19 protein-coding genes are annotated in these 21059 nt (G+C 65.9%); 5 read left to right on the plus strand and 14 right to left on the minus strand.

Going from position 1 to position 21059, the window contains the following annotated elements:
- Window positions 1–138: 138 nt before the first annotated feature.
- The 3 genes from J8I26_RS18560 to J8I26_RS18570 form a co-directional block, all read right to left on the minus strand.
- The gene (locus tag J8I26_RS18560; protein WP_209608592.1) at window positions 139–837 is read right to left on the minus strand and encodes a DUF4197 domain-containing protein; all 699 of its coding nucleotides are present in this window, start codon (window positions 835–837) and stop codon (window positions 139–141) included.
- Between the two features lie 124 nt (window positions 838–961).
- Complete coding sequence (locus J8I26_RS18565; protein ID WP_209608686.1) at window positions 962–2296, minus strand: MFS transporter; 1335 nt, start codon at window positions 2294–2296, stop codon at window positions 962–964.
- A 197-nt stretch (window positions 2297–2493) separates the two neighbouring features.
- Entirely contained in the window at window positions 2494–3285 is a 792-nt protein-coding gene (locus J8I26_RS18570; protein ID WP_209608593.1) for a helix-turn-helix transcriptional regulator, read from the minus strand.
- A gap of 149 nt (window positions 3286–3434) precedes the next feature.
- Between J8I26_RS18570 and J8I26_RS18575 the strand changes: the two genes are divergently transcribed.
- Complete coding sequence (locus tag J8I26_RS18575; protein ID WP_209608594.1) at window positions 3435–4349, plus strand: DMT family transporter; 915 nt, start codon at window positions 3435–3437, stop codon at window positions 4347–4349.
- A 63-nt stretch (window positions 4350–4412) separates the two neighbouring features.
- Window positions 4413–4817, plus strand: a complete 405-nt coding sequence (locus J8I26_RS18580) for an NINE protein (RefSeq protein ID WP_209608595.1) — start codon at window positions 4413–4415, stop codon at window positions 4815–4817.
- Between the two features lie 199 nt (window positions 4818–5016).
- On the opposite strand, the gene J8I26_RS18585 is transcribed toward J8I26_RS18580, so the two are convergent.
- The 9 genes from J8I26_RS18585 to J8I26_RS18625 form a co-directional block, all read right to left on the minus strand.
- Entirely contained in the window at window positions 5017–6012 is a 996-nt protein-coding gene (locus tag J8I26_RS18585) for a DNA ligase (protein WP_209608596.1), read from the minus strand.
- A gap of 108 nt (window positions 6013–6120) precedes the next feature.
- Window positions 6121–7455, minus strand: a complete 1335-nt coding sequence (locus J8I26_RS18590) for a hemolysin family protein (protein WP_209608597.1) — start codon at window positions 7453–7455, stop codon at window positions 6121–6123.
- Window positions 7456–7566: 111 nt separating this feature from the next.
- A complete protein-coding gene (locus J8I26_RS18595; RefSeq protein ID WP_245200405.1) occupies window positions 7567–9219 on the minus strand; it encodes a sulfite reductase subunit alpha in 1653 nt (550 codons plus the stop codon).
- A 7-nt stretch (window positions 9220–9226) separates the two neighbouring features.
- The gene (locus tag J8I26_RS18600) at window positions 9227–10246 is read right to left on the minus strand and encodes an FAD:protein FMN transferase (protein WP_209608688.1); all 1020 of its coding nucleotides are present in this window, start codon (window positions 10244–10246) and stop codon (window positions 9227–9229) included.
- A gap of 121 nt (window positions 10247–10367) precedes the next feature.
- Window positions 10368–11198: a DUF4198 domain-containing protein gene (locus J8I26_RS18605; protein WP_209608598.1), complete on the minus strand. Its 831-nt coding sequence runs from the start codon at window positions 11196–11198 to the stop codon at window positions 10368–10370.
- 64 nt (window positions 11199–11262) lie between these two features.
- The gene (locus J8I26_RS18610) at window positions 11263–11808 is read right to left on the minus strand and encodes a DUF2271 domain-containing protein (protein WP_209608599.1); all 546 of its coding nucleotides are present in this window, start codon (window positions 11806–11808) and stop codon (window positions 11263–11265) included.
- Window positions 11809–11878: 70 nt separating this feature from the next.
- Window positions 11879–12559: a PepSY-associated TM helix domain-containing protein gene (locus tag J8I26_RS18615; protein WP_209608600.1), complete on the minus strand. Its 681-nt coding sequence runs from the start codon at window positions 12557–12559 to the stop codon at window positions 11879–11881.
- Between the two features lie 163 nt (window positions 12560–12722).
- The gene (locus J8I26_RS18620) at window positions 12723–13706 is read right to left on the minus strand and encodes an alpha/beta hydrolase-fold protein (RefSeq protein WP_348635342.1); all 984 of its coding nucleotides are present in this window, start codon (window positions 13704–13706) and stop codon (window positions 12723–12725) included.
- Window positions 13707–13835: 129 nt separating this feature from the next.
- The gene (locus J8I26_RS18625; RefSeq protein WP_209608602.1) at window positions 13836–15914 is read right to left on the minus strand and encodes a TonB-dependent receptor; all 2079 of its coding nucleotides are present in this window, start codon (window positions 15912–15914) and stop codon (window positions 13836–13838) included.
- Between the two features lie 273 nt (window positions 15915–16187).
- Between J8I26_RS18625 and J8I26_RS18630 the strand changes: the two genes are divergently transcribed.
- Window positions 16188–16976, plus strand: a complete 789-nt coding sequence (locus J8I26_RS18630; RefSeq protein WP_209608603.1) for a response regulator — start codon at window positions 16188–16190, stop codon at window positions 16974–16976.
- The gene (locus tag J8I26_RS18635; RefSeq protein WP_245200406.1) at window positions 16973–18322 is read left to right on the plus strand and encodes an ATP-binding protein; all 1350 of its coding nucleotides are present in this window, start codon (window positions 16973–16975) and stop codon (window positions 18320–18322) included. The genes J8I26_RS18630 and J8I26_RS18635 overlap by 4 nt, the downstream gene beginning before the upstream one ends.
- Window positions 18323–18342: 20 nt before the next feature.
- On the opposite strand, the gene J8I26_RS18640 is transcribed toward J8I26_RS18635, so the two are convergent.
- Complete coding sequence (locus J8I26_RS18640) at window positions 18343–19014, minus strand: glutathione S-transferase (protein ID WP_209608604.1); 672 nt, start codon at window positions 19012–19014, stop codon at window positions 18343–18345.
- A 56-nt stretch (window positions 19015–19070) separates the two neighbouring features.
- Here J8I26_RS18640 and J8I26_RS18645 point away from each other — a divergent pair, with 56 nt between their 5' ends.
- A complete protein-coding gene (locus J8I26_RS18645; RefSeq protein ID WP_209608605.1) occupies window positions 19071–20513 on the plus strand; it encodes a PLP-dependent aminotransferase family protein in 1443 nt (480 codons plus the stop codon).
- 236 nt (window positions 20514–20749) lie between these two features.
- On the opposite strand, the gene J8I26_RS18650 is transcribed toward J8I26_RS18645, so the two are convergent.
- The gene (locus J8I26_RS18650; RefSeq protein WP_209608606.1) at window positions 20750–21052 is read right to left on the minus strand and encodes a helix-turn-helix domain-containing protein; all 303 of its coding nucleotides are present in this window, start codon (window positions 21050–21052) and stop codon (window positions 20750–20752) included.
- Window positions 21053–21059: the final 7 nt, after the last annotated feature.

Below are 21059 nucleotides of genomic sequence, written 5' to 3' on the forward strand. Positions count from 1 at the left end.
CAAGCGGCAAGACGAAAAAAACGCCGGCTCCATTGCTGGAACCGGCGCCTCCGATCGCACCGTGCGGAAGGCGCGGATATTGCCGCGCGTATGCCTGAATCTTCCTTGGGTAGTCCTTGGATCGTTCCTAAATCACGCTCATTTGATGGCGCCGAACACCTTGCCGATGATGGCGCTGCCGCTGCCCACCGGATCCTTGCGGATGGCTTTTTCCTCCTCACCGATCATCAGGAACAAGCCATCCAGCGCGCGCTGGGTGACATAGCCTTCGACCGTGCTCTGGTCGCCCGACACCAGGCCGGTCTTGGCGACCTGGCCCATGGTGGCGTTGTAGCGCGCCGAGAGGCCGTTCTTGTCGGTGATCTGCTTGACGATGGGCAGGAACTTGGCCGCCAGCTCACCCGAGGTCTTCTGGCGGAAGAAGTCGGTCACCGAGGTGTCGCCGCCGGAGAGGATGTTCTTGGCGTCGCTCACCGACATCGACTTCACCGCGTTGACCAGGAGCGGCTTGGCCATCGGCACGGCGGCCTCGGCGGCGTGGTTCATGTCCACTACCAGATTGTCGACCTTGTCGCCCTGCCCGGTCATGCGGATGATCGGCATGGCCTGCTCCAGCGCACCGGGCAGCTTGATCTTGACCTTGTCGTTGTTGAGGAAGCCGTTCTGCTGGCCCAGCTTGGCCACGACGGTATTGGCGCCCTTCTCCAGCGCCGCCTTCAGGCCGCTGGTGGCGTCCTGGTTGCTGATGTCGGCGAGGGAAAAGGCGAAGGCGGAACAGCTCGCCAGCATGAGCGCGCCCAGCGTGAGGCGGCGCAGCGGGGAAGAAATCTTGGACATGGAAAACTCCGGTCGATGAAGAAACGGCGTCGCAAACCATGCGACGCCGCTGCGATGATACCGGGCTTGGACGTTGCCGGCCAAGTCCGGTTCAAGGTCGCCGGAATCGGCCTGATTGATTGGCCTACTTGCCTTGCGAGAGTTCGAGGCCGGCGTTGCGCGGCAGCCTGCCGCTAATCGGCACCGAAGCGATCGAGAACAGGCCGATCACCAGGAAGGCCGGCCAGAAGTCGGCTTCGACAATGGTGGCGTGGCCCTGCACATAGCTCGACGCCTGCAGCACCAGGCCGGCGATGGTCACGCCCATACCCAGCGAGAGCTGCTGGATCACGCTGGCCAAGCTGGTGACGCGGCCGGCGTCGCGGGCGTCGATATCGGCGTAGGCGATGGAATTGAGGCAGGTGAACTGCAGCGCCGGGAACACGCCGCCCATCAGCACGATCAGCGCGATCAGCAGGTAAGGCATGTTGATGCTGAACACGCCATACGCCGCCAGCGCGATACCGGCGAACACCGCATTGACCATCAGCACCGTGCGAAAACCGTAGCGGCGCAGCACGCGGGTGGCGATCAGCTTCATGAACAGTGAGCCGAAGGCCGAGGCGCACGTGATCATGCCGGCCTGGAAGGCGGTCATGCCCAGGCCTTCCTGCAAGGCCAGCGGCAGCAGGAACGGCACCGCGCCCAGGCCGATGCGAAACATCGAGCCGCCCACCACGCTGGCATGCAGCGTGGGAATGCGCAGCAGGCGAAAGTCCAGCAGCGGGAAGGCGATCTGGGTCGAATGGCGGTAGTACATCGCCAGTGCGATGACGCCGATGCCGCACATGGCGATCGGCGTGGCGCCGTCGACCAGGTGATTGCCGAACAGCGACAGGCCCAGCATGATCATGGACGCCCCCACCGAGGTCAGCACGAAGCCCTTCACGTCCAGCGGCGCCGGATCGTCTTCGGTGAAATTCTGGATGTAGCGGCCGGCCAGGTAGAGGCCGAGGAAGCAGAACGGGATGTTGATCAGGAACACCCAGCGCCAGTGGAAGTAGGTGGTGATGAAGCCGCCCAGCAGCGGGCCGACCACCGGCCCCAGCAACGCGGGCAGCGTCAGGTAGCTGACCGCCTTGACCAGCTCGGACTTGTCGACCGAACGCGCGATGATCACGCGCCCCACCGGCACCATCATGGCGCCGCCGATGCCCTGCAGGAAACGCGCCGCCACGAAGGTCACCAGCGAGCCCGACACCGCGCACAGCAGCGATCCGCCCATGAACACGATCATGGCCGCGCGAAACACCTTGCGCGCGCCCAGCTTGTCGGCCATCCACCCCGAGATCGGGATGAACACGCCCAGCGCCGCGACATACGCGGTGATGGCGAGTTTCAGGGTGACCGGGTCTTGATTGAGGTCGCGCGAAAGCGCGGGAAGCGCGGTGGCCAGCACCGTGGCGTCCATGTTCTCCATGAACAGGGAACAGCCCACGATCAGCGGAATGAGCAGCGAAGGTCGCACGATTGCAACGGGATGTAGTGGATTTGGCGTGGAGGTCTGCGCCTCCGATGAGCGTCACAGTTTACACCAGTTGACCTTTCCTTGCGGGAAGGCCGCCGCTTGCCGCGGCGAATCGGGCCTGCGGCGTGGCGCACGCGCATCGCTCATGTTCACGGCGCGGGAATTTCATCGTTCCGGAAGAAGCGGCTGGGAACGCTGCCGAAATGCTTGCGAAACATCGCCGCGAAAGCGCTCTGGCTGGTATAGCCGTGGGCCAGCGCGACATCGATCACCTTGTCGCCGCGCGCCAACTGCTCCAGCGCCAGCAGCAGCCGCGCCTGCTGACGCCAGTGTCCGAAACGCATGCCGGTGCCGGCCTGAAAGCGCCGGTGGAAGGTGCGGGTGGCGATCGCCAGGCGCTGCGCCAGCTGCTCCACCGTGACCAGTTGGTCTGGCTCGCGCATCAGGTCTTCGCAGATCCCGCGCAGGCCTGCCTCCGCCGGCAACGGCAGGTACAGCGGCAACACCGGCACCGTACGCAGCTCCAGCACCAGCAGGCGCAGCAGGTGCCAGGCGCGTGAGTCAGGCTCCAGCTGCGCGCCCAGCCCCAGGCCGACGGCCGAGACGATCAGCTCGCGCAGCAGCGGCGGAATGTCCAGCACGCAGCTTTGCTGCGGCAGATTGGGCAACTCGGGGGTATTGATGAAGACGGTGCGCATCTTGACGTCGCCGCGCATGCGCACCTGGTGCTCGACCTCCGGCTGCAGCCAGACGCCGCGGGTGGGCGGCACCACCCAGCGGCCGTCGGCAGTCTCCACGCACAACACGCCCTCGATGGCGTACAGCAGCTGGGCGTGCGGGTGGCGGTGCGGCGCGATCACGTGGCCATGCGGATAGTCGATGGCCAGGGCGCCGCAAGGAGCATTGGCGGCGATCAGGTCCTGGTAGTGGTCGGTGTCCACGTGAATGGTAATGTCACTTTCAAGATAAGAATCGGCATCTTAGCACGCGAAGGACTCCCCAAAGACGGGCAGGATGAGATCCGATGGCGCATGCCCCGAGCCGCGCCATCGCCCTCATCCACTGTTCTCAACGCTCTTTATTCAATGCCATGCCACTGACCTCTTATTTCTACCCCTTCCTCGCCATCGTGCTGTGGGCCGGCAACGTCATCGTCTCCAAGCTGGCCGCCTCGGCCATCTCGCCGGTGGCCATCACCTTCTATCGCCTGATCCTGCTGCTGGCGCTGATGAGCCCCTTCGTGCTCAAGCCGCTGTGGAACAACCGCGCGCTGATCCGCCGCCACTGGTGGAAGCTGGCGCTGTCGGGCCTGCTCGCGATGGCGTTTTTCCAGAGCCTGTCGTACCGCGCCGCTGAAAGCACCACCGCCACCAACATGGCCATCGTCACCGCGCTGATCCCGCTCCTGACGGCCCTGCTCTCGGTGCTGGTGCTGGGGGAGGCGGTGACGCTGGGCATGGCCGCGGGCGGCGTGCTGTCGTTTGCCGGCCTGCTGTACCTGGTCGGGCAAGGCGACATCGCGCAAGCGCTGCGCGGCGGCGTGCATATCGGCGACGCGCTGATGCTGCTAGCGGCGCTGTCGTACTCGCTCTATGGCGTGCTGCTGAAGCACTGGAAGCTGACCGTGCCGGCCTGGCAGGCGATTTACGTGCAGGCCATCGCGGGCCTGGCATTCATGCTGCCGCAGTTCCTGCTGCTGCCGGCCGGCGCCGCGGCGCTGGATGCGCGCACGCTGCCGCTGATCGGCTACTCCGGCATCGGCTCGTCAATCCTGCTGTCTTACCTGTGGATCGAAGGCGTGAAGCGCCTGGGCCCCAGCCGCTGCAGCATCTTCATCAACCTGCTGCCGGTGATGACGGCGGGTTGCGCCATCGTCTGGCTGAACGAGCAAATGCATGCTTACCACCTCATCGGTGGCGGCGTCAGCCTGGCCGGGGTACTCTTGACGCAGATGGTGCAAAAGCCGCTGTTTGGCGCGCGCCACCTGCCGGCCGGGCGCACCTGACGGAACCTGTCAGGCGCATTGCGGCTCTGAAGGCTGTTTCTTTTTATCGACCACGGAGTCCGGATGACCCACGACACACACAGCAAAACCCTCGGCTACCTGCTCTGGATCTTCGGATTCACCGGCGCGCACCGCTTCTACTACGGCAAACCGGTGACCGGCACCATCTGGTTCTTCACGCTGGGCCTGCTGGGCATCGGCTGGATCATCGACCTGTTCCTGATCCCGTCGATGGATCGCGAGGCTGACCGACGCTTCGTCGGCGGCGACGCCAACTACTCGGTGGCCTGGCTGCTGCTGACCTTCCTCGGCCTGTTCGGCGCGCACCGCATGTACATCGGCAAGTGGATCAGCGGCGTGATCTACCTGCTCACCGGCGGCCTGTTCCTGCTGGGCGTGCTGTACGACTTCTGGACGCTCAACGCGCAGATTTCCGAGCGCAACCACGGCCGCGGCCAGGCGGCCTGATCCGGCGCGCATAAAAAAAGCCCGCATCCTTTCGGATGCGGGCACCCCACTCCATTGCTACAACTGCTGCGTCGCCTGTCCCCCACGAGTACAGCAATCTGCGACAAGCGACGAGTAGAAGTATGCTTGTACCGAACTCGTCTGGGTATAAGAAAAGTCTCGAATTAATTCGATTTTTCTCAGCTTTTCCTGACCGCGCTCATTCGCTTCTCTCCCGCAGCAGCACTGCAAAGCGCGGTCTCCCGCCAACATGCAAACCGCGATAGCGATACGTGACCACGCTGCCCAGCGGCGGCGGATCGCGACGCTGGGCGTCGGACAGGCCGCTGCCGATATGAAAGCGCAGCCCCTGGGGCGTCTCCAGCACCAGGGCGCCGACCATGCCCTGATATTTCCCCTTGCCGGCGAGGTACTCGATCACCCTGGCCTCGGCATCCAGGTGCGACTTGAGCTTGAGCAAATCATCGCTGCGCCCGACGCTGTATGACGAGGCGCCGCGATGCAGCACCAAGCCCTCGCCGCCGCGCCGTTCCACGTCTTCCAGCAAGCGTTGCAACGCCTGATGGTTGCTCACTTTGCGCTGGCGCACCGCCACCACCCACGGCTGGCCTATCGTCTCCACCAGCGCTTGCAGGCGCAGCAAGCGCTGGTCGAACGAGCCTTGTTCGGCCGGCATGTCGAACGCCATGAAGCTGATGTCGTGCCAGGCTTGTTCATCCTGGACTTGCCGACGCACCGTGGAGAGCGTCGCCTCGAATTGCCCGCGGCCGCCCCACAACTCGCCATCCAAGGGCCGCGCCGGCCAATCCTGCGTGAACCAGGATGGCGCCTGAATCGTTTCACCACCGCGCCTGTACAGGCGACGGCCGTCCCAGTAGGCGCGAATGCCGTCGTATTTTTCGCTGACCCAGAAGTCGATCAGCGCGATGCCTTCCCGGTAAAGACCGGCCAGCATCAGCGGCGGCCTGCCTGACGCCCATGCCGATGGCGCGCCCTCCACGCCCAGCGCCAGCAAAGCCGGCAGGCGGCGCAGCCAGAGGCGCCGCGCCGGCTCGCCGGCGAGTGCGGATGCGAGCGACGGGGATGGAGATAAAAGACGGAAAAGCCGACGCGAAAGCCGGCTGGAAGATTGATGCGGGTGCTCCGGGTACGTTGGCTGGCCTGTCAGCCGGCGTGGTGCGCGGCGAAGATACATGGCGGACTCCGTTTCATGAAGGTTCCCGCCCTGAGCAGGCCGTCTCATGCGGCCTGCCTCGCCTGTCGTGATGCTGGTGCTGCCGTTGCCTTGGATGTCGCCGACGACTCAGACGCCGGCCGCGTCCCTGGCCGCTGCCGATTCGCCCTTGTCTTGTTTGAAGCGCGTCACCAGCAACTGGTTGATTCTATTGCCCTCGATGTCGACCACCTCGAACTTGAAATCCGAAAACAGCACAAAGTCGGTTTTCTTCGGGATCTTGCGCATCATGTACATGATGAAGCCGGCCAAGGTCTCGTAGCCCACCGGATTGGGATACTCCTCGATGTCCAGCTCGTTCATCACATCGTTCAGGGGCGTCAGGCCGTCCATTAGCCAGGAGTTTTCGTCGCGCCGGACGATCTGCTGCTCCTCCTCGGCCATCGCCAGCAGGTTGCCCATCAGCACGCTGGTGACGTCGGTGATGCTGATGATGCCCACCACCAGCGCGTACTCGTTGACCACGATGGCGAGATCCTCGTCCATCGCCTTCATGCGCTCCAGCACTTCCCACAGGTTCAGGCTGTCCGGAATCGACAGCGGGCTATGCACCAGGCCCTTGTCGGCCAGCGAAAACTGCTCGCCCTTGAGCAGGCGTTTCAGCACGTCCTTGCTGTCGATGTAACCGAGCACGGCGTCGATATGGCCGTCGCACACCAGGAAGCGCGAATGCGGATGGTCGATGATCTTCTGGCGGATGGTGGCTTCGCTGTCGGTCAGCAGGAAGTAGACGATGCTCTCGCGCGCCGTCATGGCCGACGGCACATAGCGGCTTTCCAGCTCGAACACGTTCTCGATCAGGTGATGCTCCTGCGTCAGCAGCACGCCGGCCTGGGCGCCGGCATCGACGATGGCGTGGATCTCGTTGGGAGTCATCACTTCCTGGCGCACCTGCGGCAGGCCGAACAGGGTGAAGATCGACTTCGACAAATTGTTGAAGAACCACACCAGCGGCTTGAACAGCGACTCCAGCAGCAACATCGGCTTGACCAGCGCCACCGCCGCGCGCTCGGGCGCCACCATCGCCAGGCGCTTGGGCATCAGGTCGGCGAACAGGATGAAGAAGCTGGTCACCACCAGGAAGGACATGGCGAAGCTGATGTTTTCCAGCCACGGGCCCTGGTAGAACGGGGAGACCAGCTCGCGCATGTGCGGCGTCAGGGCCGGTTCGCCCACCACGCCGCCCAGGATGGCGACGGCGTTCAGGCCGATCTGCACCACCGTGAAGAAATTGCCGGGCTGCGCCTGCAACGCCAGCACGCGGTCGGCGTTGGACTCGCCCTCCTTTGACATCATCTCGAGACGGATCTTGCGTGCGGCGGCAATGGAGATCTCGGCGCAGGAAAGGAAGGCGCTGACCACGACCAGCAGCAGGATCAGCAAAAGGCTGGTGAATAGGCTCATGTTGTTCTTATCTCTTTGATTTGACGCCCTATTTTCTCGTGCAACGGGGAGAAAACGCAAATCCGGGACAAGAACGGCGGCCGGCGCGGGATAAGCCGCCGCCGGGATGGCTCAATAGACGTCGCGCCGGTAACGTCCCTGCTCGGCCAGCGTGATCAGCGCCTCGTCGCCGAGGATCTCCTGCAGCGCGGCGGCCACGCCCGCGGCCATCCCCTGCAGGCTGCCGCAGACATAGATGGACGCCCCCTGCTCCACCCAGCGGCGCAGCTCGACTGCGGCCTCGCGCAGCTTGTCCTGCACATAGACCCGTTGCGGCTGATCGCGCGAGAAGGCCAGGTCCAGCCGCGCCAGCAAGCCCTGCGCCTGCCAGGCCTCGATTTCTTCGCGGTGGAAATAATCGTGTGCGCGGGAACGCTCGCCGAACAGCAACCAGTTGCGCCTGCGCCCGGCCGCCGCCCGCGCGCGCAGGTGAGCGCGCAAGCCGGCCAGCCCGGTGCCGTTGCCGATCAGGATCAAGGGGCCGGCGTCGGCCGGCGGGTGGAACGCGCTGTTGGCGCGCACCCGCAAGGCGATCTCGCCGCCCTCCTGCGCATGCAGCGTCAGCCAGCCGGAACCGATGCCCGGCCGACCGTCGGCCTGGCGCATGCGACGCACCAGCAGCTCCAGCGCGCCATCCTCGGGCAGCGAGGCAATCGAGTATTCGCGATGCGGCAGCGGCTTCAAGCGCGCCGGCAATTGCTCCGCGGGCAGGCCGCGCAAGGCGGCAAGCGCATCGGCCTCGCGCGGCAACTGGCGATCGGCCAGCGCCTGCGCCAGCGCTGCATCGGCCAACAATCCATCATCCAGCGTCAGCTGCTGCAGGAAGGCCTGCACCTCGGCCCCGCTGTTGCGCGGGCCGATCTCGGCGATGTCGCCGGCCTGCCAGTGCGGCACCGGCAAATCCAGCGGCGTCAGCGCGAGATGGAAGGCCGGATCACCCGCGCTGCCGGGATTCAGGCAGCGTCGCTCGGACAGGCGCCAGCGGGTGTAGGCCGGCGCGCTCCAGTCGGCGTCGTCGCTGCGGCCACACAGCACGCCCAGCTGGTGCTGCCAGTGGCGCAGCGCGCCTTCGTCGCCGTTGTCCACTTCCACCGGGTCGAACATGGGCTGGGCATGACGGCGGCGCAGCCAGGCGTCGATGGCATGGCCGAAGGCGCAGTACTGCGCATAGCTGCGGTCGCCCAGCGCCAGCACGCCGTAGCGCAAACCGGCCAGCGATGCCTGACCGGGTGCCGCCATCCGGCGCGCGAACCCCGAGGCGGCATCCGGCGCATCGCCCTCGCCGGTGGTGCTGGCGATGAACAGCGCCTGCGTCGCCGACTGCAGGTCTTGGTCGCTCACCCGCACCAGCGGCAGCACACGCGCCGCCATGCCGGCCTTGCGCAGGCTTTGCGCCGATTGCAGCGCCAGTTGCTCGGCAAAGCCGGTCTGGCTGGCGAAGGCGATCAATACGCCGGCATCGCCGACGCTGGACGCCGGATCGGCATCCCCCGTCCACAGGGCCTCCTGCCGGCGCTGCGCGCGTTGGTAGTTCACGACGGTGAGCACGCAAAACACCAGGTAGGCCAGCGCCACCAGCGCCGCCAACAACCAGCGGCCCTGTGCATGGTCGGCCAGGTGGCTGCGCGCCACGCCCCAGCTCGCCAGCGCGGCAACGGCCAGCGACAGCAGCCACTGCGACCAGGCGGAAGACATCAGCTTGTCGAGCTTGCCCTGCTTGTTCATCCCGTCCTCACTCCAGCATCGCGGCCATGGCCGGCGTCATGCTTTCGCGGAAATGAGCAGCGCCATCGGCACCGCCGCAGATGAACAGCGCGGCAATGTTGCGGCTGCGTGCGAAGGCCATGCCCTGCTCCTCGCCCAGCACCGTCAGCACCGTGGCCAGTGCGTCGGCCACCATGCACTGCGGGTGCAGCACCGTGACCGAGGCCAGGTCATGCGCCACCGGCCGGCCGCTGCGCGGATCGATGGTGTGGGCGTAGCGCCGGCCGTCCTGTTCGAAATAATGGCGGTAGTCGCCGGAGGTGGCGATGGCCAGCCCGTGCAGGGCAACCAGCATGCCCTCGCCGTCATCCTGCGGCGGCCGCTCCAGCGCCACCCACCACGGCTGGCCGTCGGGCTTCACGCCCAGGCCGGACAGCTCGCCGCCGATCTCGACCAGCCAGCTCACGCAGGCAAGCTCGCGCAAGGCCTGCGCCACCAGGTCCACCGCATAACCCTTGGCGATGCCCGAGAAATCCAGATAAGCACCACCCGGCTGCAGCAGGCTGCGCGTGGCACGGTCCAGGCCCAGGCGCTGCCAGCCGCAGCGTGCTCGCACCTGTTCCAGTTCGGCCGCCTCGGGCAACGAGCGCACGCGATCTTCCCCTTCAGCGACAGGGCCGAAGCCCCACAGGTTAACCAGCGGCCCGATGCTGGGATCGAAGGCGCCGTCGCTGTCCACGGCCATGGCCAGCGCCGCGTCGAGCACGGTGTAGAAGGCGTCGGGCAGTGCATGCCAGCTGCCGGCGGTGGCCCGGTTGAAGCGCGAGAGATGGGAGTCAGGCTCCCAGGTGCTCATCTCGCGGATCACCCGCGCCAGTTGCACCTGTACTGCCGCCTCGATGGCGTCGCTCCTCACGCCCTTGGGCGCCAGCGCATGCACGCGCCAGGAAGTCCCCATGGCGGCGCCGGCCAAGTGATGCTCGGTCACACCCGGCGGCAGCGTGGGCGGGGCATCCATGGAGAGCGGGATCAGTACGCGGTTGGACATCGTCATGCACATTCAGGAGTGGAAGATTCAGGGATGAACATACACAGGCAGGCAAAGGCAGGCCCTGAAAACAAAAACGGCACCCGCAGCGCGGGTGCCTGTGTTCACGTCATGCCGCCGTTCAGGGCAGCACTTCCAGCGTAGCGATGTAGGTCGCGCGGCGCTGGCCCGCCTGCGGCAGCGTGGTCTTCTGGTCGCTCACGCTGGCCTCCAGCCAGTACATGCCGGGGCCGCCCCACTTGACGCTGAACTTGCCCTCGGCGTCGGTCTTGACCTTGGTGTCCAGCAGCTTGTCGCGGTAGCGGATGCCGCCCGGCACCACCTCCACCTCGACGTTGGCGGCCGGCTTGCCGTCGAGCAGCAACTGGAAGTTGGCCGCGTCACCGGCCACCAGGTCGGTGGGATGGGTGATCGGCTGCAGCTCCAGACCGGTGCCGCTGACGGTCAGCGCGGTCCTGGTCGGCTTGCCGGCGGTGGCGAAGGTTTCCACGCGGCTGTTCATCTGGGTCACCTTCAGGTCCTGCGCGTTGGCCGGGATTTCCTTGGCCAGTGCGTCGGCCGCGCCGCGCCAGCGCTTCTGCTGGCCGTCGACCTTGTAGCTGGCGAACACGCCGTTGTTCACCACCGCGATCTTGTAGGTGCCCTGCTGCGACAGCTGCACGTCGAAGCTGCTGCGGTACTTGCCGGTGAAGGCGTTGGCGGCCTGCACGAACTTGCCGTCCGGTGCGGTCACCTGCAGGCCGTCCAGGCGCAGCGGGAAGTGTTCGAAGTAAAACAAGTCGTTGGACACGGCCGCGTCCACCGTGACCCAGGCTTCATTGCCGGACAGCACGGTGGCCGAGGGCAGCAGCCATTGGCGATGGGCGTGGGCCGACAGCGGCAGGCTGATGGCCAGGGCGAGTGCGGCGATCTTCATCGATTTGCCGGCGATGCGTTGCAGGGAGAAAGTCATGTGGGTTCCTCTGGTCTGTGTTCTATGGTTGGTATTGCGCGAATGCTTGCGGGCCGGATCAGGCTCAGGGCTTCAGTTCCAGCGACACCGCGCCGAGCTCGCTGCCGCCTTGCGCCTTGGCGGTCTGGACCGACTTGGGCGGCCACTGGAACGGCAGCTTCACCAGTTCGCGGCCGCCGACTTCGCGCGCGGCTTCCACCATCAGCACGTAGTCGCCCGGCGCCAGGTTGGCGATCGGGCCCTTGCCGGAACCCAGGTTCAGCTTCTGCTCACCGGCCGGGCGCGTTGCGCCGCTCACGCCGTCGACCGGCATCTGCAGCTCGCGACCGCTGCGGCGCCACCACTGGCGCATGTCCTTCAACCACTTCTCGCCCTCCTTGTCCTTTTTTTTGACGTCGTACCAGACCGCCAGGTTGGCCGCCACGCTCTGGTCGGCGCGCTCGATCCAGGCCGCCAGGTAGGGACGATGGTATTCGGCTACGTTCAGCGTGGGGATCTCGATCTTCAGGTTCATCTCGGCCGCGCCGGCCGGGGCCGCCGAGGCGAACAAAGCGGCCATGGCCAGCGCCAGGACGGTGGGTTTCAGCAGTGCGGACTTCTTGTGTGTCATGTGACCTCGCTAAGGGATGCAGTCGATACGGATGAAAACAAATGGCGGCGGCTCGGAAAAATCAACAATCTCAATGGATGAACAGCAGCGCCAGCAACAGCGGCGCGACCAACCCCAGCACCACCAGCGGCCAGGTCGCCGGGCGCTTGCCGGCATGCATCTGCAGCAGGAACAGGCCGGTGATGCAAAACACCAGGCAGGCCACGGCGAACACGTCGATGAACCAGCTCCACGCCGCACCGGTATTGCGTCCCTTGTGCAGGTCATTGAAGTAGGAGATCCAGCCGCGGTCGGTCTTTTCGTACTCGACATGGCCGTCTTCCAGCTCCACCCGCAACCAGGCGTCGCCGCCCGGGCGCGGCAACGAGACGTAGACCTCGTCGGCCGACCACTCGGCCGGCCGCGCGCCCACCGTCACCGACAGCTGCTGCGCGATCCAGTCGCGCACCGCGCCGGGCAGCGGATCCTTGGCCGCGCTCTTGCCGTCGGCCGCCTTGGCCTGCGCCTTCAGCGGCGCCAGCAGCGGCGGCGGCAACTGCGCCTCCTGATGCACGACCTGCGGATGCGCCTCGATCTGCGCGGCGTGGTTCAGCGTCAGCCCGGTCACGGCGAAGGCCAGCATCGCCACCAGGCACATGCCGGAACTGATCCAGTGCCACTGGTGCAGATGCTTGAGCCAGAAGGCGCGGCGCTTCTGGTCAGGAAGTGGACCGGCCCCCTGGCCAGGACCGGCGGCGTTGAGATCCTTCATGGCTTGGCGAGCATGGCGATGGCGTCGACCACCTGTCACAAATAATAATAATTCTCAATTATAACGTCGAGATTGATCAACGCGTCGACTGCGTCGGCTGTTTTACTTTGCGATACATAACGATACAAAGCGCCTCCACACGCGGCCCTGCGTCGAGCACAGCTCAATCAGAAAACGGCGACAAGCCGGCGACAATGCGCAAAGCCGGCTCCAGCGAGGCCGGCAACATCGGTCCGTGCGCCATGCCGGGGAAGATGCGCAACGTCACCTCCAAACCATCGCGCTGCTTCAGCCTGGCGGCAAGATCCGACAGGGCTGAGGGCGGCAGCGATGCGCGCGCGGCGATCGCCGGCGGCGGCGCGGCCTGTGCATTGGCGCCGGGCGCGGCACGATGCTCGCGCCGCTCGGCGTCGCCCGCCATCAGCCACAACCTGACCCCGGCTGCCTTCGCGGCCCGGGCCGGCGCGCCGGCAAAGCGCTTTTCCTCCCCCAGCACCACGCCCTGCTGCCACCATAGCGACGGACTGGCGGCGATGTAGGTCGAGAACAGGCGCGCACGAGTGAACAGCGTATGCAGCACGAACAATCCGCCGTAGGAGTGCCCCCACAGCGCCAGGCGGGCGGGGTCGAGCGGCGCCATCGCACGCGCGCGCGGCAGGATGGCTTGCTCGATCAGATCCAGGAACACATCGGCGCCGCCGCCCTTGCGCCCGCGCCCTGCCTCATCGTCGGTTTGACCGGCGGGAATCGGCGGCGTGTAGTCGTAAGCGCGTGCGTTGACGTCGAAGCGCAGTTCGGTGTCGTAGCCGATGGCCACGATCACCGGCGGGCTGCCGGCATCCAGCGCCTGCAACTGGCGCTCGTCGATGGAGGCCAGTGCGGCATTGCCGTCAAGCGCGAGGATGGCCGGGTAGCCGGACGCCGGCGCCGCTCGGCGCGGGATCGCCAGCATCACGCGGTAGCCGCGTTCGCCGTCGGCCGAGCGCAGCGCGAATCGTTCAAAACGGTAAAAGGCCGAGCCGGTGTCGGCGATGGTCGGCCCCAGCTTGCGCGACAGGTCGGGTTGCGCATCGGCGATCGCCGGCGCGAAGGCGCACAGCAAGGCGGCCGCCAACAGGCGGCGGCGCGGAGTGAAAATGTCGGTCACGGCAATATCGTCAGCGGTGAAAGAGATGGAGCAGCACGGAGCAACATGGAACAACGAGGTGCGGCTTTGGGCATGCCATGCCGCTCCGTGCGGATGGGCCGACCGCATGATTGCGTCAGCCCCGCCGGATCAGAAGCGTTGCGTCAGGCTCACCCACAGGCGACGGCCGTCGCCCACGGTGTTGAAGCTCTGCTCGTCCAGGCGCTTGTCGGTGATGTTGTAGATCGCCGCGGCGACGCTGGTCATCTTGCTGATGTCGTAGGTGGTGCCGATGTCAGCCAGCGTGTAGGCCTTGTATTCCTTCACGCCCGAAGACGAGATCGTGGTGCCGGCGGTGCCCACGCGCGCCGCGGCGTTGACTTCCTTGCCGTGGTAGTTGAGCGCGCTCCACAAGGTCCAGGCGTCTGACTGCTTCCAGTCCGCACGCACGTTGAACATGTGCTTGGGCGTACGGGCCAGCGCGTAGCCGTCATAGTTGCCGCCCTTCTGGCGCGAGTCGGTATAGGTGTAGTTCGACTTCAGCGCCAGGCGGCCGGTGGCCTGCCAGCGGCCCGTCAGCTCCAGGCCCTTGATGGTGGCGCGGTCGACGTTGTAGCTGTACCAGAGGCGATAGTTGTTGTTGGCCGACCAGCGCGCGATGGAGCCGTCGGCGTTGTACACCAGCGCGTTGCTGACCTTGTCCTTCAGGTCGGTATAGAACAGCGTGGCGCCGCCGGACAGGCCGGACTTGTTGTCCCACAGCGCGGCCAGCTCGTAGCTGGTGCTGGTTTCCGGCTTCAGGTTGGGGTCGCCGATGATCACGCCGCAGGTGCCGGTGGGGCCGACGGTACAACCGGCGCCGCCGGTGGTGTAGGCGTAACCCGGGGCGATGGTGCGGATTTCAGGCGCACGAAAGCCGCGCGACACGCCGCCCTTGATGGTCAGCTGGTCGGTGCCGTGCCATACCGCATACAGGCGCGGGCTCCAGTGGTTGCCGTAGATCTCGTGGTTGTCCAGGCGCAGGCCGCCGGTCAGCGCCAGCTTGTCGGTCAGCTTCCATTCGTCTTCCACGAACAGCGCCTTTTGCGTGATCTTGAAGTCGCGCACGAGGGTCGAGCTCACGCCCGGATTGACGTCGGTCAGCGTGGCCTCGTTCCATTGGCCGCCCATCACCAGCCAGTGCGCGCCCAGCGGCACCGAGAGCTTGCCGTCCATGACCAGGTTTTCGATCTTGGGCGAGCGCGTAGCCTGGGTAAAACGGTCGCTGCCGACCGGGCTTTCGGTGAAGCTGCGGCGCTGCGCCTTTTCAAACGAGATCGACACATCCGACGTGGCCCAGCCGTAACGGCCGGTGTGCGACAGCGACATGTGGTCGCGCGGGTTCTCGGTATAGGTGTCGGCGGTGGTCGCGGTGGAGGCCAGCGTGTGATAGGACGAACCGTCCCGGCGCACCTGCGAGGTGCCGATCTCGGCCAGGATGTCGTGGTCCTTGTTGGGCGTGAGCGACAATCGCGCGGTGAAGTCGGTGTCCAGCGCCTTGGTGTTGCCGTTGAGGATGCGGTCTTCCTGGCGCTTGTAGACCTTGCCCCACATCTGCAGGCCCAGCACGTCGGTGGCGATCGGGCCGTTCACGTAGAACTGGCCCTGGTAGGAGTCGCCGGAATTGTCGTGCTGCTGCAGCGTGGTGTCGGCCGTGACCGAGCCGCCCCACTTGCCGGCGACCTTCTTGGTGATGATGTTGATCACGCCGCCCATAGCGTCGGAGCCGTACAGCGACGACATCGGCCCGCGCACCACCTCGATGCGCTCGATCGCCTCCAGCGGCGGGATGTAGCTTTGCTCGAAACCGGCGTTGCCGTTGGTGCGCGCGTCACGCGTGCTCTGGCGCTTGCCGTCCACCAGGATCAGGGTATAGGCGCCGGGCATGCCGCGGATGAAGATATCCTTTTCGGCCGACGAGCCGGTGATGGTCACGCCTTCCACATCGGCCAGGGCGTCGGTCAGGTCGCGGAATTGTTTCTTCTTCAGCTGCTCCGGCGTGATGACGCTGATGCTGGCGGGCGCATCGACGACTTCCTGTTCGAAGCCGGTGGCGGTCACCACCACTTCCTTCAATCCCTCCGACGAAGCGGCCTGCGCCAGCGCGCCGCCGGCCATCATGGCCAGGGCGACGGCCACCGCTGCTGCGGCAGCTGCGCGCGCCGGCTTGAATTCCTGTTTCGATTGCATGTTGCTATTCCCCAAGGTGTTGGTCTGATGTCGCCCTTCCTGCCAACACCACGTTTTTCATGGGCGCAGCCATACCCTCACGGGACGCGCAAGTCGCCCGCAAAGCCGCGCCGGTATTGGGTTAGAGGCAGGAAGGAATTTTTCTGAAATTTGCAAATGAGAATTATATTCATTTAAAATTGGAAAAAGTTTGTCAAAGTGTGGCAAGCGGTCCATGTGACTGGAGACAGCGGACCGCCCCAAGCCGCCGGACGCAATACGGGAAGGAACATCATGCAAGCGCAACGTCATATCCTGGTGGTGGACGACCATCTCGACATCTGCGAGCCGCTGGCCGCCTATCTGCGCCGCCAGGGCATGCAGGTCAGCATGGCGCTCAACGCCGCCCAGGCGCGCCGCCTGCTGCAACAGCAAAGCTTCGACCTGGCCGTGCTGGATGTGATGATGCCGGGCGAGGACGGCCTCTCGCTGTGCCGCCATATCGGTGAACAGTTCGGCACGCCGGTGATCCTGCTGACCGCGATGTCTTCCTCGGCCGACAAGGTCAACGGCCTGGAAACCGGCGCCGACGACTACATCGTCAAACCCTTCGACCCGCAGGAACTGGTAGCGCGCATTCGCACCGTGCTGCGTCGTATCCGGCGCAGCCTGCCGCATGCGGCCCCGGCCGCCGAGGCGGTTGCCGGCGCTGTCACGTCGCATGCCGCGCCGGCGCAAGGGCTCGACCAGGCGATCCGCCGCTATGTCTTCGACGAGTGGACGCTGGACGTCGAGCGACGCGAGCTGCGTGACCGCGAGGGTGCGGCCGTGACCTTGTCCAGCGTCGAGTACCGCCTGTTGCGCGTGCTGGTCGAACATCCCAACACCGTGCTCTCGCGCGACAAGCTGCTGGACCTGACCGCCGGCGCCGACGCGCTGGCCTTCGACCGCAGCATCGACAGCCAGGTCAGCCGCCTGCGCAAGAAGCTGGAGCCGGACCCGCGCCACCCCAGCCTGCTCAAGACCGTGTGGGGCAACGGCTACCTGTTCGCCGCCCAGGTCAGCGCCGAGTGCGCCTCATGAAACTGTGGCCGCGCACCATGGCAGGCCAGCTGATCGGCCTGCTGTTGCTGGGACTGGTGGCGGCGCATGCGATCGGCCTGTCGATCTCGCTGACCAATGGCGAGCACATCCATTCCATTTCACGCGACCAGATGATCGAGCACGCCGCCGTCGCCTGGCGCCTGGCCCGCTTGCCCGAAGCGCAGGCCCGACAGGCGCTGGCCAGCGCGCGCGACGACAACGCCGACTACCGCCTGGGGCAGCAGCCCGACGTCAGCGAAGGCAGCGAACAGGGTTACGACCAGGACGTGATCACCGCCAAACTGGGCAAGTTGCTGGCGCTGCCGGCCGAATCCATCCGCGTGAGCCTGGTGCGCCACGATGCGCGCAACGGCGACCTGCGCATCGCCATGCGCACGCCGGACGGCCGCTGGCTCAACACGCTGCAGCATCCGGTGATGTCGCAGGCGTGGATGCGCCCGCTGCGCTTCTCGGTGCCGGTCAGCACCTTGCCGGTGCTGGTGATCGTGTTCCTGTTCGTGCGCCGCATCCTGCGCCCGATCAAGGCGCTCACCCATGCCGCCGAGCGCGTCAGCCGCGGCGAGCAGGTCGATCCGCTGCCCGTCACCGGTCCCGCCGAGGCGCGCGAGGTCACCATGGCCTTCAACCTGATGCAGGAACGCCTGCGCCGCTTCGTGGAAGACCGCACCCGCATGCTGGGCGCCATCAGCCACGACCTGCGCACGCCGATCACCTCGCTGCGCCTGCGCGCCGAACTGGTGGACGATCCGGCATTGCGCGCGGCGATGGTGCGCACGCTGGAAGAGATGCGGGTGATGGTGGAAGAAACCCTGCGCTTTGCGCGCGACGACGCCCGCAATGAAGACACGCGCGAGATCGACCTGCAAGCGCTGCTGCGCGACGTGGTGGAAGAGCAGCTGGCCCAGGGACGCGACGTGCAGCTGCGCAGCGATGTGACCGGCGCCCTGCCCTACCGCTGCCGCCCGGTGAACCTGAAGCGCGCCTTGTCCAATCTGGTCGACAACGCCGTGCGCTACGGCCAGCGCGCGCGGCTGGCGCTCTCCCGCGGCGATGGCCTGGCCTTGCAGATCCATGTCGACGATGACGGCCCCGGCATCGCCGTCGACAAATTGCAGGAGGTGTTCAAACCCTTCGTGCGGCTGGATCCCTCGCGCAGCCGCAACGGCGACACCGGCAAGGATGGCAAGGATGGCGGGAGCGTCGGCCTCGGGCTGGCCATCGCGCGTTCCTGCGTGGAAGCGCACGGCGGCCGGCTAGAGCTGGAAAACCGCGACGGCCGGGAACGCCCGGCCGGCCTGCGCGCGGTGATCAGCCTGCCGGCCTGAGGCGGGAGTGCATCAGTACATCAGCGCAGCAGCTCGTACGGGCCGCCACGCTCCAGCGCACGTTGATAGGCGGGACGCGCGTGGATCGCTTCCAGGTATTTCAGCAAGTTGGGATAGCGACCATCCAGCCCGCCGCGCGAGCGCAGCCCCTCGACCGGGAAACTCATCTGGATATCGGCAGCGCTGAAGTCCTTGCCCGCGAACCAGCCCTCACGCCCCAGCTCATCTTCCATGAAGCGCAGGTGGCGCTCCAGCTGCGGCGCGATGAAGCGCCCCTTGAAGCCGCCCGCGATCAGCTTGGCCACCGGCCGGATCAGCGCCGGCACCGCCATGGGCAGGCGGCTGAAGATCAGTTGCAGCAACAGCAAGGGCATGGCCGACCCCTCGGCGTAATGCAGCCAATAGCGATAGCGCAGCCGCTGCGGCGTGCCGGCCGCGGGCAGCAGACCGCTGGCCGCGCCGTAGCGCTCCAGCAGGTATTCGACGATGGCGCCGGACTCGGCCACGGTCAGCTCGCCATCGGTGATCACCGGCGACTTGCCCAGCGGATGCACCGCGACCAACTCCCGGGGCGCCAGCATGGTCTTGGGGTCACGCTGGTAGAACTTGATCTCGTATTCCAGACCCAACTCTTCCAGCAGCCACAGCACCCGCTGCGAGCGCGAGTTGTTCAGATGATGCACGGTGATCATGGTCGGCGTCCTTTTTTGTAAAATGCGGGCTACAACTCTAACACCAGCCCCTCGCTATGGCCGTCACGCCCCTTTACAAGCTCTTCGCCGACCAGTTGGCCGCCTCCATCCGCGAGGGCGTGCTGCAGCCGGGAGAGCGCATCGCCTCCGTGCGCATCGCCAGCCAGCAGCACAAGGTCAGCGTGACCACCGTGGTGCGCGCCTATGAGCTGTTGGAAAGCCGCGGCATCATCGAGAGTCATCCGCAGTCCGGCTACTTCGTGCGCGAGCAGGCGCAGCCGGTCGACAAGCCCGCGGCCAAACGCGAAGTCCACCAAAACAACCCTGCCTGGCAACAGTCGACCGAGGTCGATGTCAGCCGGCTGGTGCTGGCCACGCTGAAGACCATCCAGCAGGACGGTACCGTGCCGCTGGGTTCGCCCTACCCCAATCCGGCCCTGTTCCCCTCGCAACGGGTGGCGCAATACGCCGGCAAAATCACCCGCAACGCCAGCCAGTCCAGCGTGTTCGATGACCTGCCGCCGGGCCATCCCGACCTGCTGCGCCAGATCGCGCGTCGCTATCTGGAAAACGGCCTGAAGGTCGACCCCGAGGAAATCGTCATCACTGTCGGCGCCACCGAGGCCATCAACCTGTGCCTGCAGGCGGTGGCGCGCCCGGGCGACACGGTGGCGGTCGAGACGCCGACCTTCTACGCCATGCTGCACGCAATCGAGCGCCTGGGCATGCGGGCGCTGGAGATCCCCACCGATCCGCAGCGCGGCATCGACGTCGACGCGCTGGAAGAGCTCACCCGCACCCAGCCGGTGGCGGCCTGCATGGTGATGCCCAATTTCCAGAACCCGCTGGGCTTCCAGATGCCGGACGCCAACAAGGAAAAACTGGTGCGCCTGGCCGAGCGGCTGCAGATGCCGGTGATCGAGAACGCCGTCTACAGCGAGCTCTACTACGGCAACGCGCATCCGTCCTCGCTGAAGAACTACGACCGCGAGGGCCTGGTGCTGCACTGTTCCTCGTTCTCCAAGAGCCTGACCTCGGCCTACCGCATCGGCTGGGCCATGCCGGGACGCTTTCGCGAGCAGGTGGAAAAGCTGAAATTCCTCAACACCCTGGCCACGCCCACCGCGCCGCAACGCGCGATCGCCGAGTACCTCACGCAAGGCGGCTACGAGCGCCATCTGCGCCGCGTGCGCCGCGCCTTTGCGCAGCAGCGCGACCTGATGCGCCACTTCGTGCTGCGCTTCTTCCCGGCCGGCACCAGTGTGTCGGAGCCGGAAGGCGGTTATGTGTTGTGGGTGGAATTGCCGTCCGGAGTGGACGCGATGGAGCTGTACCGCCGCAGCCTGGCGCTGGGCATCACGGTGGCGCCGGGACGCATCTTCGCGGCGACCAACCGCTACAGCCATTTCATCCGGCTCAACTACAGCTACCCGTGGTCGCGGGAGATCGAGCAGGCCTTGAAGCTGGTAGGGAAACTGGTGGAAGAACTGGCGGGATGAATATCAAGCGCCGCAACTAATCGAGCTTGATCAAGGAGCAAGCTCCTATAACGACGCTGGCTCCCTGCTTTCGCAGGGACGACATTTCGGGGCGTACTTGAACCGCTTGCGGTGAAAGCTTCTCCTGCTTGTCGTTCCTGCGAACGCAGGAACCCGGTGTCGTTCGTCGCAAGCAACTCCGGCCAACCAGCACCAAAGTGCTCACGAAGCTGGAGCATCGTCTACAACGGTTAAAATCAGCCGCCAGACGAAGGCATCAACAACTGCGCGCGGCCCGTACCATCCTCATTCAACTCCACCTTGACGACACCCGCCTCCTCCAGCGCGGAGAGAAAGCGGCGCAACGTGCTCATGCGCAGCTGGGTGCGTTTGGACAGCCGCGCCAGCGACAACGGCGCACCGTCGTTGCGTTCGTAGTCGGCTTGCAGCTCGTTCAGGATGGTCAGCACTTCGGCCGGCAAACCCAGCCCGGCCGCATCATCGCCCTCGCCTTGCAATTCGGCGTCGGCGGGATGCAGTGGATGGACGTCGCCGGCCATGATCAGG

Origin of the sequence: Herbaspirillum sp. LeCh32-8 (assembly GCF_017814915.1) — a bacterium.
Classification (GTDB): Bacteria; Pseudomonadota; Gammaproteobacteria; order Burkholderiales; family Burkholderiaceae_D; genus Herbaspirillum.